The 13,198-nt window shown below is 75.5% G+C and carries 11 protein-coding genes and 1 pseudogene; 8 read left to right on the forward strand and 4 right to left on the reverse strand.

Features of this window, described 5'->3' with window-relative positions; all coding sequences use genetic code 11:
• Window positions 1-139 (forward strand): annotated as a pseudogene (locus AMK13_RS44630) (IS256 family transposase); the annotation flags it as partial.
• Between the two features lie 174 nt (window positions 140-313).
• On the opposite strand, the gene AMK13_RS08380 reads toward AMK13_RS44630, so the two are convergent.
• Window positions 314-3,088: a toxin glutamine deamidase domain-containing protein gene (locus AMK13_RS08380; RefSeq protein ID WP_074001692.1), complete on the reverse strand. Its 2,775-nt coding sequence runs from the start codon at window positions 3,086-3,088 to the stop codon at window positions 314-316.
• Between the two features lie 38 nt (window positions 3,089-3,126).
• Window positions 3,127-3,582: a hypothetical protein gene (locus tag AMK13_RS08385; RefSeq protein WP_074001693.1), complete on the reverse strand. Its 456-nt coding sequence runs from the start codon at window positions 3,580-3,582 to the stop codon at window positions 3,127-3,129.
• 262 nt (window positions 3,583-3,844) lie between these two features.
• Here AMK13_RS08385 and AMK13_RS08390 point away from each other — a divergent pair, with 262 nt between their 5' ends.
• A complete protein-coding gene (locus AMK13_RS08390; protein WP_074001694.1) occupies window positions 3,845-4,741 on the forward strand; it encodes a hypothetical protein in 897 nt (298 codons plus the stop codon).
• A gap of 51 nt (window positions 4,742-4,792) precedes the next feature.
• Here AMK13_RS08390 and AMK13_RS08395 read toward each other — a convergent pair whose 3' ends face one another.
• Together AMK13_RS08395 and AMK13_RS08400 are read right to left on the reverse strand one after the other, a co-directional pair.
• Window positions 4,793-5,962, reverse strand: coding sequence for an NADH-quinone oxidoreductase subunit D (locus AMK13_RS08395; protein ID WP_074001695.1), 1,170 nt, complete (start codon window positions 5,960-5,962; stop codon window positions 4,793-4,795).
• Window positions 5,959-6,975, reverse strand: coding sequence for an SAM-dependent methyltransferase (locus AMK13_RS08400; RefSeq protein ID WP_074001696.1), 1,017 nt, complete (start codon window positions 6,973-6,975; stop codon window positions 5,959-5,961). Before AMK13_RS08400 ends, AMK13_RS08395 begins: the two co-directional genes overlap by 4 nt.
• A gap of 129 nt (window positions 6,976-7,104) precedes the next feature.
• Here AMK13_RS08400 and AMK13_RS08405 point away from each other — a divergent pair, with 129 nt between their 5' ends.
• The 6 genes from AMK13_RS08405 to AMK13_RS08430 all read left to right on the forward strand — a co-directional run bounded on the left by AMK13_RS08405 (window position 7,105) and on the right by AMK13_RS08430 (window position 13,194).
• Window positions 7,105-8,337 (forward strand): sensor histidine kinase, encoded by a 1,233-nt coding sequence (locus AMK13_RS08405; RefSeq protein ID WP_074001697.1) that lies wholly within the window; start codon window positions 7,105-7,107, stop codon window positions 8,335-8,337.
• Between the two features lie 38 nt (window positions 8,338-8,375).
• Window positions 8,376-9,065, forward strand: a complete 690-nt coding sequence (locus AMK13_RS08410) for a response regulator (RefSeq protein WP_074001698.1) — start codon at window positions 8,376-8,378, stop codon at window positions 9,063-9,065.
• A gap of 103 nt (window positions 9,066-9,168) precedes the next feature.
• The gene (locus AMK13_RS08415) at window positions 9,169-10,113 is read left to right on the forward strand and encodes a Rossmann-like and DUF2520 domain-containing protein (protein WP_074002121.1); all 945 of its coding nucleotides are present in this window, start codon (window positions 9,169-9,171) and stop codon (window positions 10,111-10,113) included.
• On the forward strand, window positions 10,100-11,005 hold the full coding sequence (gene panC / locus AMK13_RS08420; protein ID WP_074001699.1) for a pantoate--beta-alanine ligase: 906 nt from the start codon (window positions 10,100-10,102) through the stop codon (window positions 11,003-11,005). The genes AMK13_RS08415 and panC overlap by 14 nt, the downstream gene beginning before the upstream one ends.
• Window positions 11,006-11,058: 53 nt before the next feature.
• Window positions 11,059-11,508, forward strand: coding sequence for an aspartate 1-decarboxylase (gene panD, locus AMK13_RS08425; RefSeq protein WP_074001700.1), 450 nt, complete (start codon window positions 11,059-11,061; stop codon window positions 11,506-11,508).
• Window positions 11,509-11,523: 15 nt separating this feature from the next.
• Window positions 11,524-13,194: an L-aspartate oxidase gene (locus tag AMK13_RS08430; RefSeq protein ID WP_074001701.1), complete on the forward strand. Its 1,671-nt coding sequence runs from the start codon at window positions 11,524-11,526 to the stop codon at window positions 13,192-13,194.
• Window positions 13,195-13,198 lie beyond the last annotated feature (4 nt).

Genomic DNA, 13,198 nt, shown 5'->3' on the forward strand with positions numbered 1-13,198 from the left:
CCTGAAACGCCTCTACCTGGCCACCCTCGCCCTCGACCCCACCGGACGAGGCCGCCAACGCTGGAGCAACCGCTGGCTCGGAGCCCTGAACGCCTTCGACATCGCCTTCGACGGACGCCTGTCAGCCGGACGGGTGTGAGCCAACCGGCCCACACCCGACAACAAGATCAACACCTAGACCAAACGGGTGCCGTACACCGGAATCCTGATAGTCCCACGACGGCCTGAGCCTGACCTAGATCGAATACTTCGCCAGCAGAGTCGGCGGGCCGACTTCCTGCGCGGGGTGTGGGGTGCGGGTCAGTGGCGCAGGTCAGGCGGCGGGGGTGAGGGGGAGGGGGCGGCCTTCGGGGGTGAGGGCGATGGCCCAGAGGCCGTGGGTGGCGGGGTGGAGGGGGGTGGGGGCCTGGCGGGCGAGCTGGTGGTCGAGGTAGGTGACGGCGTCCTGGTGGTTGACGGCGTTCCAGGCGTGCGGGCGGCCGTAGGCGTCGAGGGTGAGGAGCACCGCCTGGGAGCCGTGGCCGGCGCGGCGGAGGTCGTCGGCGAGGCGGTCGAAGGCCGGGGCGCCGTCGCCCAGGTCCCGGAAGGGGGCGCCGAGTTCGCGTTCGGCGCGGTCGCGGCCCCCGCGTTCGCCGGCGTCGCCCTCGGTGGGGATGCGCGGGGCCGCGCAGGTGGGGCGGCCGGTGTAGCACTCGACCGCCGAGAGGGCGATCTCCAGGCTGTTGTTGGCCCGGCCCGGTTCGCGGTGGCCGCCGTCGTTGACGGCCTCCGCCCAGCCGCCGGCGGCCGGGTCGGGGTGGCGGACAGGCAGGCCGTCCGCGTCCCGGGGGGCACGGCGTTCGAGTTCGGCCTGGTGCTCCGGGTCGACCGGTGCGAGCCCGCCCGGCAGGCCGTACGGACGGCTGTCGGCGATGCTGCGCGGCCGGAACGCCGGATCCTCCGGCTGGGCTCCGCGCCGGGCGCGCAGGGCGAGTTGGAGGGCCATCGCGTGGGCGGTCGCGACCGGGACCGCGCCCCAGGCGAGGGTCGGGTCGGCGGGGACCGCCGCGTTCTCCCGCCGTCGGGCCTCCACCGGGTGCGCCTCGGGGCGGCCGATCACCGGGGTGGTCCCGACGACCGGGGGCACGGCCGGGGAAGGCGGCGCAGTGTGGACCGCCGGCGGTCCGACGACCGGGTGCGGCGCCGCGCCGACCGGGGTCCGGGCCACCGGCGCGCCGGTCTGCGGCCCTCCAGCGACCGGACCGCCGACGGCCGGCCCACCGCCCACCACGCCGCCTGGACTGCCGGTCGCCCCCGCCCCGACGCCGCTGCCGAACGGGGCCGCCACGTTCGCGGGTCCGCCGCCGGTGCCCGCCAACGGCCCCGGCCCGACGGTGGCGACCGGACCGGCCGCCTGGTACGCGCCGTACGCCGGGGTCCCGAACTGCCCGGGCACCCCGACCGGCCGGACCGCCGAGGGGGTCTCCGGCGCCGGGCCGTACGCGGGTCCTCCGGCGGACGGTGCGGTGACGGGCGCGGTGGCGGGCGCGGGCGGAGCGCTCACCGAGTCCGTCCGTACGGCCACCGGCCCGCCCGTACTCCCGCCGCTGTGCGAGGCGGCCGCGGGCGCCTGGAGCGGGTAGTCCCCGTCCGACCAGCCCGCCGACCCGCCGCTCTGCCGGGCCGGCGCGGCAACGGCCGGTACCGGCGGTGCCCAGTCACCGCCGCCCCCACCGCCCGTCGCCCGGTGCTGCCCCGGCGAGCCCCCGGCCACCACGGAACCGCCCGCCGACGCACCCACGGGAGCACTCGCCGCGCTCGCCACGTCCGGCCTGCCGACGACCGCCCCCGGGTCCGCCACCGCGACCGAGGCCACCGTCACCGCGCCCGGCGCCGTCGGCACCGTCGGCCCGTCGGGCACCGCACCCGCGAGCGGCTTGTCGCCACCCGGCCCGACCGCCGACGGCCCGACCACCCCCGGCCCGTCCGCCCCCGGTGTCAGCCCGGCGAGCGGCACCCCGCGGAGCGCCTTGCCGTCCTCGTCGGTGAGCACGGGCTGCCCGTGCTCGTCCAGCCGGACCGCCAGGTCCGCCACCCCGACCACCGGCTTGCCGTCCGGCCCCGGGACGACCAGCAGCCCGGTGGCGTCGGCCACCGGCGTGCCGTCGCCGCGGAGGATGACCGGCTGCCCGTCCGGGCCGAGGACGGGCTTGCCCTGCTCGTCCACCTTGACCGTCAGCCCGGGCACGCCGACCAGCGGCTTGCCGTCCTTCCCCGCGAGCAGCACCAGCCCGGAGCCGTCGGCGCCGAGCACGCCCGGTTCGCCGAGGGCGGCGGGCAGCCCGGCGGCGAGCGGGTCGAACGCGCCGTTGCGGTACGAGGCGGCGGTGACCTCCGTCCCCGACGCGCTGCCGAGCTTCAGCAGGGCGACCGCGGCCGGCTCCTCGAGCACGCCGGACAGGGCGTCCTTCATGGCGCGGCCGAGTTCGGCGAGCAGTCCGCCGATCTTCAGCGCGGCGGTCTCGACGGCGACGGCCGCCACCCCCGCCGCGACCTGCTCGGTGGCGGCGTTCTCCACCGTGGCCGCGAGGCCGCCGACGGCCTTCCGCAATCCGCCGACCACCCCGTTCCCGGCCACCTCGCTCCCGGCCACCCCGTTCCCGGCCGGGTCGCCGCCGGCCGCCGCCGCCGCGACCTTGCCGGCCGCCTCCTTGGCCTTGGCCGCCTGCTCCTCGGCCTGCCGGAGTTCGGCGGCGAGCTGCCGCAGGGTCGCGATGATCTCGGCCTTGCAGGTGTCCACGGCCCGCGCGGACGTGTCGAAGGCCCCGGCGACCAGCCCGACCGCGCTGTGCGCGTCGTCCAGGTGGCCCTTGCCGCCGCCGCTGAAGGCCTGCCAGTACGCGCCGAAGGCCTCGACCGCGTGGCCGGAGTTGTCGGCGGTGACCCGCCGGACGGACTCGCCGCAGCGGCGGGTGAGCCGGTCGGCCTCCTTGCCGAACTCGCGCCAGACTCCGGCGGCCTTGCGCAGGCCCTCCTCGTCGGCCTGCGGCCACAGCCGGCCGGTCCGGGCCAGCACCGGGACCAGTTCCTCGGGCAGTTTCCGGGACACGCGCTTCCCCCTTCGAGCCGGGCTTCGGGCCGGGTCCGTCAGACCGACATGTCCTTGGGGACGGCGGGCACCACCCCGGGGGTTGCCCCCGGCACCCCGGGAACTCCCGCGACCCCCGGCACCGCCGTCGCCCCCGAAACGCCCGGCACCGCCGTCGCCCCGAACCCGCCCGCCGCCGCACTGTCCGCGTCCGCCGTCCGCGCGGCCATCGTGTGCAACCCGGCCCCGACCCCGGCCACCCGCCCGGCCAACCCTCGCAGCCCGCCGACGAGTTCACCGCGCGCCTGCCCGTACACGGTGGCGAACCCGCTGCCCGGCTGGTCCGCGCCCCAGGGGGCGCCGAGCGCGGCGAGGCCCTGCTCCAGGGCGGCGACGGCCTTCGTCAGTTCGCCGCCGAGCTTCTCGAACTCCCGGCCCTCGCCGTGCAGTTCCCACGGCTTGAGGACGAACTCCCCGCCCGCGCCGCCGGACGCCCCGGTGCTGCCGCCTGCCATCCCCGTACCTCCCCGTAGCGGTCCCGTCGCGGACCCCGCCGCGGACCGGCCGCCATCCTAGGCGCGCCCCCGGGCCCGCCCGCAGCGCCCGACGGACCTCTTCACCCCGCCTTCACCCCGGCCGACCCCGCCACTACCGACCCCGCCCCGTGCTCCGCCGGGCCCCGCCGGGCCCCGCCGCAAACCGGCCCCGACCCCACCCCCGACCCCGCCACCGGTCCCGCCACCGCGCTCCCGCCCCCGAAAGCTCTACCCTTGCCGGGTGGCACCAGCAGAAACGTCCAAGAAGAAGTCCAAGGCGAAGCCCAAGGCCTCCCCCGCCCCCGTCGACCTCGCGATGCCGAGCCTGCGCCGCGAGATCCCGCGCGACGAGGTCCCGCTGGACTTCGCCCGCGCCTGGGTCGAGTTCGCCGACCCCGCCGACGAGGAGCAGGTCTTCCGCTGCGACCTCACCTGGCTGACCTCCCGCTGGTCCTGCGTCTTCGGCCAGGGCTGCCACGGCATCCGCGAGGGCCGCGGCGAGTCGGACGGCTGCTGCACGCTGGGCGCGCACTACTCGGACGAGGACGACGAGAAGCGCGTCCTGGGGCACGCGACCCGGCTGACCCCCGAGCTGTGGGAGAACTTCGCCGAGGGCACCGACGCCAAGGGCCGGATCGTCTCCGACGGCGGCATCACCATGCTGGACGAGGACGGCGACCGCCAGACCCGCCGGGTCGGCGGCGCGTGCATCTTCGTGAACAGCCCGGACTTCGCGGGCGGCGCCGGCTGCGCCCTGCACGCGCTCGCCCTCAAGGAGGGCCGCGAGCCGCTGGAGACCAAGCCGGACGTCTGCTGGCAGCTGCCGATCCGCCGCACCTACGACTGGATCGACCGCCCCGACGACACCCGCTACCTCCAGGTCACGATCGGCGAGTACGACCGCCGCGGCTGGGGCCCGGGCGGCCACGACCTGCACTGGTGGTGCACCGGCGCCCCGGCGGCCCACCAGGGCGCGGACGCGGTGTACGTCAGCTACCGCCCGGAGCTCACCGAGCTGATGGGCCGGAAGGGGTACGAGGTGCTGGCCCGGCTGTGCGAGGAGCGGATCGCCACCAAGGGCGACCGCAAGGTGGCCCCGCACCCGGCGGACCCGGTCAGGAAGTCCAAGAAGGACTGACCCCCGCCCCGGTGCCCGCCCTACGCGGCGGCACCGGCCCCCGGCACCGGCCTACTTGTCGATGTCCCCGACCACGAAGAACATCGACCCCAGGATCGCCACCATGTCCGCGACCAGCGTCCCCGGCAGCAGCTCGGTGAGCGCCTGGATGTTGTTGAAGGACGCCGAGCGCAGCTTGAGCCGCCACGGCGTCTTGTCGCCGCGCGAGACCAGGTAGTAGCCGTTGATCCCGAGCGGGTTCTCGGTCCACGCGTAGGTGCTGCCCTCGGGCGCCTTGAGCACCTTGGGCAGCCGCTGGTTGACCGGGCCGGGCGGCAGCGTGGCGAGCTTGTCGAGGCAGGCGTCGGCGAGGTCGAGCGCGTTGAGGGTCTGTTCCAGCAGGCACTCGAAGCGGGCCAGGCAGTCGCCCTCCTCGCGGGTGACCACGGTGAGCACCTGCCGCAGTTCCTCGGAGCCGTACGCCAGGTACGGCTCGTCGCGGCGCAGGTCGAGGTCGAGGCCGCTGGCCCGGGCGATGGGGCCGCTGACGCCGTACGCCTCGGCCTGCGCCCGGGTGAGGACGCCGACCCCGGCGGTGCGGGCGCGGAAGATCTCGTTGCCGAGGACGAGGTCCTCGAAGACGGGCAGCTGCGAGCGCACGGTGGCGACGGCGGTGCGGACCCGGCCGAGCCAGCCGGCCGGCAGGTCCTCCTTGAGGCCGCCGACCCGGTTGAACATGTAGTGCATCCGGCCGCCGGAGGCCTCCTCCAGCACGTGCTGGAGGTCCTCACGGCCGTTGAAGGCGTGGAAGACCGGGGTGATCCCGCCCAGCTCCAGGGGGTACGAGCCGAGGAACATCAGGTGGTTGAGCACCCGGTTGAGTTCGGCGAGCAGGGTGCGGACCCAGACCGCCCGTTCCGGGACCTCCATGCCGAGCATCCGCTCGACGGCCATGACGACGCCGAGTTCGTTGGAGAAGGCGGAGAGCCAGTCGTGCCGGTTGGCCAGCATGATGATCTGCCGGTAGTCACGGGCCTCGAACAGCTTCTCCGCGCCCCGGTGCATGTAGCCGATCACCGGCTCGGCGCTGACGATCCGCTCGCCGTCCAGCACCAGCTTCAGGCGCAGCACGCCGTGGGTGGCCGGGTGCTGCGGGCCGATGTTGAGCACCATGTCGGTGGTGCCCGCCGCGCCGGTGAAGTTCTCGGCTCCCGCCCCGATGCCGACCGTGGTCTCCCTCATGCCCCCAGAGTCTGCCATCCCGGCAGGCCCGCCAAGCTCACTGGTTCCGTCATGCGGACGGCCTGCACCAGCCACCCGAAGGCGCCCAGCCCGCCCGGGTCGGTCAGCTCGGCCCCCTCCCCCGCCCCGCTGAGCGCCCGCAGGTAGCCGACGGGGTCGCTGGTGGCCAGCGCGAGCGCCGGGCGCCCGCCGCTCACGCCGAGCGCCCGCAGCGCCTCCCGCTGCGTTGTCCACAGGCTGTGGAGACCGGGCACGGCGACGGAGTCCAGCGCGACGTGCGCGGTGACGTCGCAGGAGCCGTCCGGCACCGGCGCCACCTCCCGGCCGTCCCGGAAACCGGCGTACGTGCCGAACGGCGGCCGCCGCCCGGCGGTGTGCCCGTAGTCGACGGCGACGGCCAGGCCGCGCTCCAGCCCGGCCACCGCCCGCGCCCAGGCGGCGTCCCGGGGGCCGCCGAACTCCACGGCGTCGCCGGGCTCCGCGACCGGCCACCAGCGGCCGGCCCAGGCCGCGTCGGCTGCCGAGACCGGCTCGCCGAGGCGGGTCCCGCCGGTCGCGGTGTCCACCTCGACGTAGCGCAGCACCCCGTCCTCGTCGACCTCCCCGGCGTCCAGCGGGACGTTGTCCAGCCACTCGTTGGCGAACAGCAGCCCGGTCACCCCGCGCGGCGGCCGGTCCGTCCACAGGGCTGTGGACGGCAGGCCGGCCGGGCGGTCGGCGACCTCCACGCCGTACGGGCGCAGCCGCGCCAGCACCTCCGCGGGCAGTTCGGCCAGGACGCCGGTGAGCAGTTCGCCCCGCCCGGCCCCCATGTCGACCAGGGCCAGCTCCTCCGGACGACCGAGGGCCTCGTCAACCTCCAGCAGCAGCCGGGCCACCGCACGGGCGAACCTCGGCGAGGCGTGCACGGAGGTGCGGAAGTGGCCGGCGGGGCCCTCCGGCCTGCGGTAGAAGCCCTGCCCGGGGTCGTACAGGGCCCGTTCCATGGCGGGCGCCCACCGCATCCAAGTCATGGGGCTGGACGCTACCCGGCGCCCGGTCGACCCTCCCCATCGGATCGGGTGCTTCTCCGACCTACGGAGTAGGGCGGATCGCCCTACCGGCGGACCTGGGCACACGGAGCGACTGCCTACGCTGGACACGTGCATCGACTCAACGCCTGGCTCCGCCGTCACCCCATGGTGGTCGACGCCGCCTGGGCGGCGATGGTGCTCTTCGCCGGCCTGGTGCCGAACGACGCCTCGATCGACGAGGGCTGGCGCTTCGACCTCTCGCTCGCGATCGCGGTGGTGCTGCCGCTGCTGATGGTCGTCCGGCGGCGCTACCCGGACCTCACGGTGTCCGCCGCCGCCGCCATCGGCGTCGGCCAGGTACTCGTGGACATCTCGCCGGCCGGCTCCTCGATCGCCTATCTGGTCTTCGCCTACACCGGCGCCGCCTTCGGCCAGAAGTGGATCTCCCGGCTGGCCCTGATGGCCGGCCTGGCCTCCGGGCCGCTGGTGTTCTGGCAGATGATGCCGGTGAAGACGGTCTTCGACCGGGCCGGCGACGCCCACACCCGCCCGTACACCTTCGGCGAGGCGGCGCTGATCACGCTGCTGATGAGCACGCCGTTCATCCTCTGCTGGGCCTGGGGCCGGCTGACCAGGGTGCGCCGCGCCTACCTGACCGAGCTGGAGGACCGCGCCGCCCGGCTGGAGCGCGAGCGGGACGCCCAGTCCAAGGTGGCGGTCGCCGCCGAGCGGGCCCGGATCGCCCGCGAGCTGCACGACGTGGTCGCGCACAACGTCTCGGTGATGATCGTCCAGGCCGACGGCGCCGCGTACGTGCTGGACAACTCCCCGCAGCAGGCCAAGGAGGCGCTCGGCACGATCGCCTCCACCGGCCGCCAGGCGCTGGTCGAGATGCGCCGCCTGCTGGGCGTGCTGCGCACCGCCGACACCAAGGCCGAGGAGTACGTGCCGCAGCCGGGCGTCGAGGAGCTGCCGGAGCTGCTGGAGCAGGTCCGCACCGCCGGGCTCGACGTGGACTACGCCACCTCCGGGCACCCGCGCGAGCTGCCGCGCGGCGTCGAGCTGACCGTCTACCGGATCGTCCAGGAGGCGCTCACCAACGTCCGCAAGCACGGCGGCCCCGACGCGCACGCCCGGGTCGCGGTCGACTTCGGTGAGCGCGAGCTGGCCGTCCTGGTGGAGGACGACGGGCGCGGCAGCACCGACGAGCACCTGGCCGCCGGCGGCGCGGACGGCCTCGGCCACGGCCTGATCGGCATGCGCGAGCGGGTCGGCATGGTCAGCGGCAGCCTCGACGTGGGCCCCCGCCCCGGCGGCGGCTTCCGGATCCGCGCCGTCCTGCCGCTCAAGGCGGCCCACTAGCCCCGTCCGCCGTCCACCCCCCTCCAAGGAGTCCCACCTTGACCATCCGCGTGATGCTCGTCGACGACCAGGAACTGCTGCGCACCGGGTTCCGGATGATCCTCCAGTCGCAGGGCGACATCGAGATCACCGCAGAGGCGGGCGACGGCGCGCAGGCCCTGGAGCAGCTGCGGCGCACCGAGGTGGACGTGATCCTGATGGACGTCCGGATGCCGCGGCTGGACGGCGTGCAGGCGACCCGCCGGATCTGCCTCGCCGAGGACGGCAGCCCGCTGCCGAACGCCCCCCACGTGCTCATCCTCACCACCTTCGACCTGGACGAGTACGCCTTCGCCGCGCTCAAGGCCGGCGCCAGCGGCTTCCTGCTCAAGGACGTCCCGCCGACCGAGCTGGTGGCCGCGATCCGCGCGGTGCACGGCGGGGACGCGGTGGTCGCCCCGACCACCACCCGCCGGATGATCGACCGCTTCGCCGAGGTGCTGCCCACCCCGCAGAGCGCGCCCGGCTCGGACGTCCTCGGCCCGCTGACCGAGCGCGAGCGGGAGGTGTTCCTGCTGGTCGCCCAGGGCCTGTCGAACGGCGAGATCGCGGCCCGGCTGGTGCTCTCCGAGGCCACCGTGAAGACCCACGTCGGCCGGATCCTGGCCAAGCTGGGGCTGCGCGACCGGGTCCAGGCCGTGGTGCTGGCGTACGAGGCCGGGCTGATCCGGGCCGGGGCCGGCGACTGAGCCGCTTCGGCGTCCGGGCGCCCCCGTAGACTGGGGCGGTACGTCCGGTACCCGTGGAGCGGACTGGAACGGTCATTCAGGACAAGGCAGGACAAGGGTGGACGTGAATCCGTCCGACTTCGCCGACCAGGCTTTCGGCGACCCAGGCGACCCCGGCAACCGCCCCGCCCGGCTGGCCGTCGGCGTGGTCGGCACCGGCCGGGTCGGCCCCGCGCTGGGCGCGGCGCTCCAGCTCGCCGGGCACACCGTGGTCGCCGCCTCCGGGGTCTCCGCCGTCTCCCGCCGCCGCGCCGAGGCGCTGCTGCCGGGCGTGCGGATCGTCACCCCGCCGCAGGTGCTGGCCGCCGCCGACCTGGTGCTGCTGACCGTCCCGGACGACGCGCTGGCCGACCTGGTGGCCGGGCTGGCCGCCACCGGCGCGGTCCGCCCCGGCCAGCTGGTCGTGCACACCTCCGGCGCCCACGGCGTCGCCGTCCTGGAGCCCGCCACCCGGGCCGGGGCGCTGCCGCTGGCCCTGCACCCGGCGATGACCTTCACCGGCACCTCGGTGGACCTGGCCCGGCTGGCCGGCTGCCCGTTCGGCGTGACCGCCCCCGAGGAGCTGCGGCCGGTCGCCGAGGCGCTGGTGGTGGAGATGGGCGGCGAGCCGGAGTGGGTGCCCGAGGAGGTCCGCCCGCTCTACCACACCGCCCTCGCGCACGGCTCGAACCACCTGGTCACCCTGGTCGCGCAGGCGATGGAGCTGCTGCGCTCGGCCGGCGTCGCCGAGCCCGGCCGGCTGCTCGGCCCGCTGCTGGGCGCCGCCCTGGACAACAGCCTGCGCTCCGGTGACGCGGCCCTCACCGGCCCGGTCGCCCGGGGCGACGCGGGCACCGTGCGGCGCCACCTGGCGCAGCTCAGTACGGTGTCCCCGGACATCCCGGCGGCCTACCGGGCGATGGCCCGCGCCACCGCGCAGCGGGCGCTCGCCAACGGAACCATCGACGAAACGTCGGCGGCGGCACTGCTGGACGTACTGAACGAGGAGAGCACTGATGGCACGCGGTAAGCAGCCGAACAAGCCCCAGCGGACGCCGAAGGTCCACCGGGCCGTCGTCACCCGCACCGTGGACGACTTCGAGGCCGCGTTCTGGCCGGACGAGCAGCCGGTCGACAACGCCGTCGTGATGACCATGGGCGCGCTGCACGAGGGCCACGCCGCGCTGATCCGGGCCGCCCGCAAGCAGGTCGGCCGCGAGGGCCGGGTCGCGGTGACGGTCTTCGTCAACCCGCTCCAGTTCGGCCCGGGCGAGGACCTGGAGCGCTACCCGCGCACCCTCGACGACGACGTGCGGCTGGCCGAGGAGCACGGCGCCGACGTGGTCTTCGCGCCGTCCGCCGAGGAGGTCTACCCGAACGGCGAGCCGCAGGTGCGGATGGCGGCCGGCCCGATGGGCGAGCGCTTCGAGGGCGCGACCCGGCCCGGCCACTTCGACGGCGTGCTGACCGTGGTCGCCAAGCTGCTGCACATCACCGACCCGGACTTCGCCTTCTTCGGCGAGAAGGACGCCCAGCAGCTGGCGATCATCCAGCGGATGGTCGCCGACCTGGACTTCGACGTCGAGATCGTCGGCGTGCCGACCGTCCGCGAGGAGGACGGCCTGGCGCTGTCCTCGCGCAACCGCTACCTCTCGGCGGAGGACCGCGAGCACGCGCTCGCCCTGTCCAAGGCCCTGTTCGCCGGCCGGGACGCCGCCGCGCAGGGCCCGAAGGCCGTCCGCGAGGCCGCCTCGGCCGCCCTGGACGGCGCCGAGGGCGTCACCCTGGACTACCTCGCCCTGATCGACCCGCACGACTTCTCCGAGGCGGCGGACGACTTCCAGGGCGAGGCGGTGCTGGCCGTCGCCGCGAAGGTGGGCCCGACCCGCCTGATCGACAACGTCCGCATCATCGTTCGGTAGTACCGCAGTAAGAACCCCCTTCAGGCATGCACTCACAGGAGGCGTGACCCGCAATGCTCCGCACCATGCTCAAGTCCAAGATCCACCGGGCCACCGTGACCCAGGCCGACCTGCACTACGTGGGATCCGTCACGGTGGACGAGGACCTGCTCGACGCCGCCGACCTGCTCCCCGGCGAGCTGGTCCACATCGTCGACATCGACAACGGCGCCCGGCTGGAGACGTACACCATCGCCGGCCCGCGCGGCTCCGGCGTGATCGGCATCAACGGCGCCGCCGCCCGCCTCGTCCACCCGGGCGACCTCGTCATACTCATCGCCTACGGGCAGATGGACACGGCCGAGGCCAAGGGCTACGAGCCGAAGATCGTCTTCGTGGACAAGCAGAACCGGATCACCGGCCTGGGCGGGGACCCGGCGGAGGCCCCGGAGGGCAGCGGACTGCTCCGGGGTGACAGGGCGTACGGTGACGGCAACGGCGCGGCCGACGCCGTCTCGCGCTGAAGGAGCCAGCCACCCATGTCCACGCACCGCCTCACCGCACCGGCCCCCGGCTGGACCGCCGCCACCGACGTGGTCGTGGTCGGCTCCGGGGTCGCCGGCCTCACCGTCGCGCTCAACGTCCGCAAGGCCGGCCTGCGGGCCATGGTGGTCACCAAGGCCGTGCTGGACGAAGGCTCCACCCGCTGGGCCCAGGGCGGCGTCGCCGCCGCCCTGGGCGAGGGGGACACCCCCGAACAGCACCTCGACGACACCCTGGTGGCCGGCGCCGGCGTCTGTGACGAGGAGGCCGTCCGCACCCTGGTCACCGAGGGCCCGGACGCCGTCCGCCGGCTGATCGCCACCGGCGCCCTGTTCGACCGGGGCGAGGACGGCGAGGTCCTGCTGACCCGCGAGGGCGGCCACCACCGCCGCCGGATCGTCCACGCGGGCGGGGACGCGACCGGCGCCGAGATATCGCGCGCCCTGGTCGCCGCCGTCCGCACCGACCCGGGCATCGAGCTGATCGAGCACGCGCTCGTGCTCGACCTGCTGACCGACGCGGCGGGCCACGCCGCCGGGCTCACCCTGCACGTGATGGGCGAGGGCCAGCGCGACGGCGTCGGCGCCGTCCGGGCCCGCGCGGTGGTGCTCGCCACCGGCGGCATGGGCCAGGTCTTCTCCGCCACCACCAACCCGGCGGTCTCCACCGGCGACGGCGTGGCCCTGGCCCTGCGGGCCGGCGCCGCCGTCACCGACCTGGAGTTCGTCCAGTTCCACCCCACCGTGCTCTGGCTCGGTCCGGAGGCCGAGGGCCAGCAGCCGCTGGTCTCCGAGGCGGTCCGCGGCGAGGGCGCCCACCTGGTGGACGCGGACGGCGTCCGCTTCATGGTCGGACAGCACGAGCTGGCCGAACTCGCCCCGCGCGACATCGTCGCCAAGGCGATCACCCGGCGCATGCAGGAGCAGGGCGCCGAGCACATGTTCCTGGACGGGCGGCACTTCGGCGCCGAGATGTGGGAGCACCGCTTCCCGACCATCCTCGCCTTCTGCCGCGCCAACGGCATCGACCCGGTCACCGAGCCGATCCCGATCGCCCCGGCCGCGCACTTCGCCTCCGGCGGCGTCCGCACCGACCGGCACGGCCGCACCAGCGTCCCCGGCCTGTACGCCTGCGGCGAGGTCGCCTGCACCGGGGTGCACGGCGCCAACCGGCTGGCGTCCAACTCGCTGCTGGAGGGCCTGGTCTTCGCCGAGCGGATCGCCGCCGACCTGGCGGGGCTGGACGCGGCCGGCGACCTGCCCGAGCGCGCGGTGGACGTCGCCGCCGCCCGCGCCGCGCAGCCCGTCCCGCTGCCCCCGTCGGAGGCGCGCGCCGAGATCCAGCGGCTGATGTCGCGCGGCGCGGGCATCCTGCGCTCCGCCGCGTCGATGGCCGACACCGCGGCCGGACTGGCCCTGCTCGCCGAGCAGGCCCGCTCCCACGTGGCCGAGGAGAAGCCGGCCGACCCCCGGGTGGAGACCTGGGAGGCCGCCAACCTGCTGCTGGTCGCGACCGCCCTGGTCACGGCCGCCGCGCAGCGCGAGGAGACCCGCGGCTGCCACTGGCGCGAGGACTTCCCCGAGCGCGACGACGCCCACTGGCGGCGCCACCTGATCACCACCCTCGCCGCCACCGGCGGTCCCGTCAGCACCCCTGAGGAGCAGTAGAACC

Origin of the sequence: Streptomyces sp. CB02056 (assembly GCF_001905545.1) — a bacterium.
Classification (GTDB): domain Bacteria; phylum Actinomycetota; class Actinomycetes; order Streptomycetales; family Streptomycetaceae; genus Kitasatospora.

Coding starts and splice junctions, on each gene's coding strand:
- panC (WP_074001699.1), top strand. CDS start 10,100: ATGGCACGCGGTAAGCAGCCGAACAAGCCCCAGCGGACGCCGAAGGTC.
- AMK13_RS08395 (WP_074001695.1), bottom strand. CDS start 5,962: ATGAGGGAGACCACGGTCGGCATCGGGGCGGGAGCCGAGAACTTCACC.
- AMK13_RS08430 (WP_074001701.1), top strand. CDS start 11,524: ATGTCCACGCACCGCCTCACCGCACCGGCCCCCGGCTGGACCGCCGCC.
- AMK13_RS08400 (WP_074001696.1), bottom strand. CDS start 6,975: ATGACTTGGATGCGGTGGGCGCCCGCCATGGAACGGGCCCTGTACGAC.
- AMK13_RS08385 (WP_074001693.1), bottom strand. CDS start 3,582: ATGGCAGGCGGCAGCACCGGGGCGTCCGGCGGCGCGGGCGGGGAGTTC.
- panD (WP_074001700.1), top strand. CDS start 11,059: ATGCTCCGCACCATGCTCAAGTCCAAGATCCACCGGGCCACCGTGACC.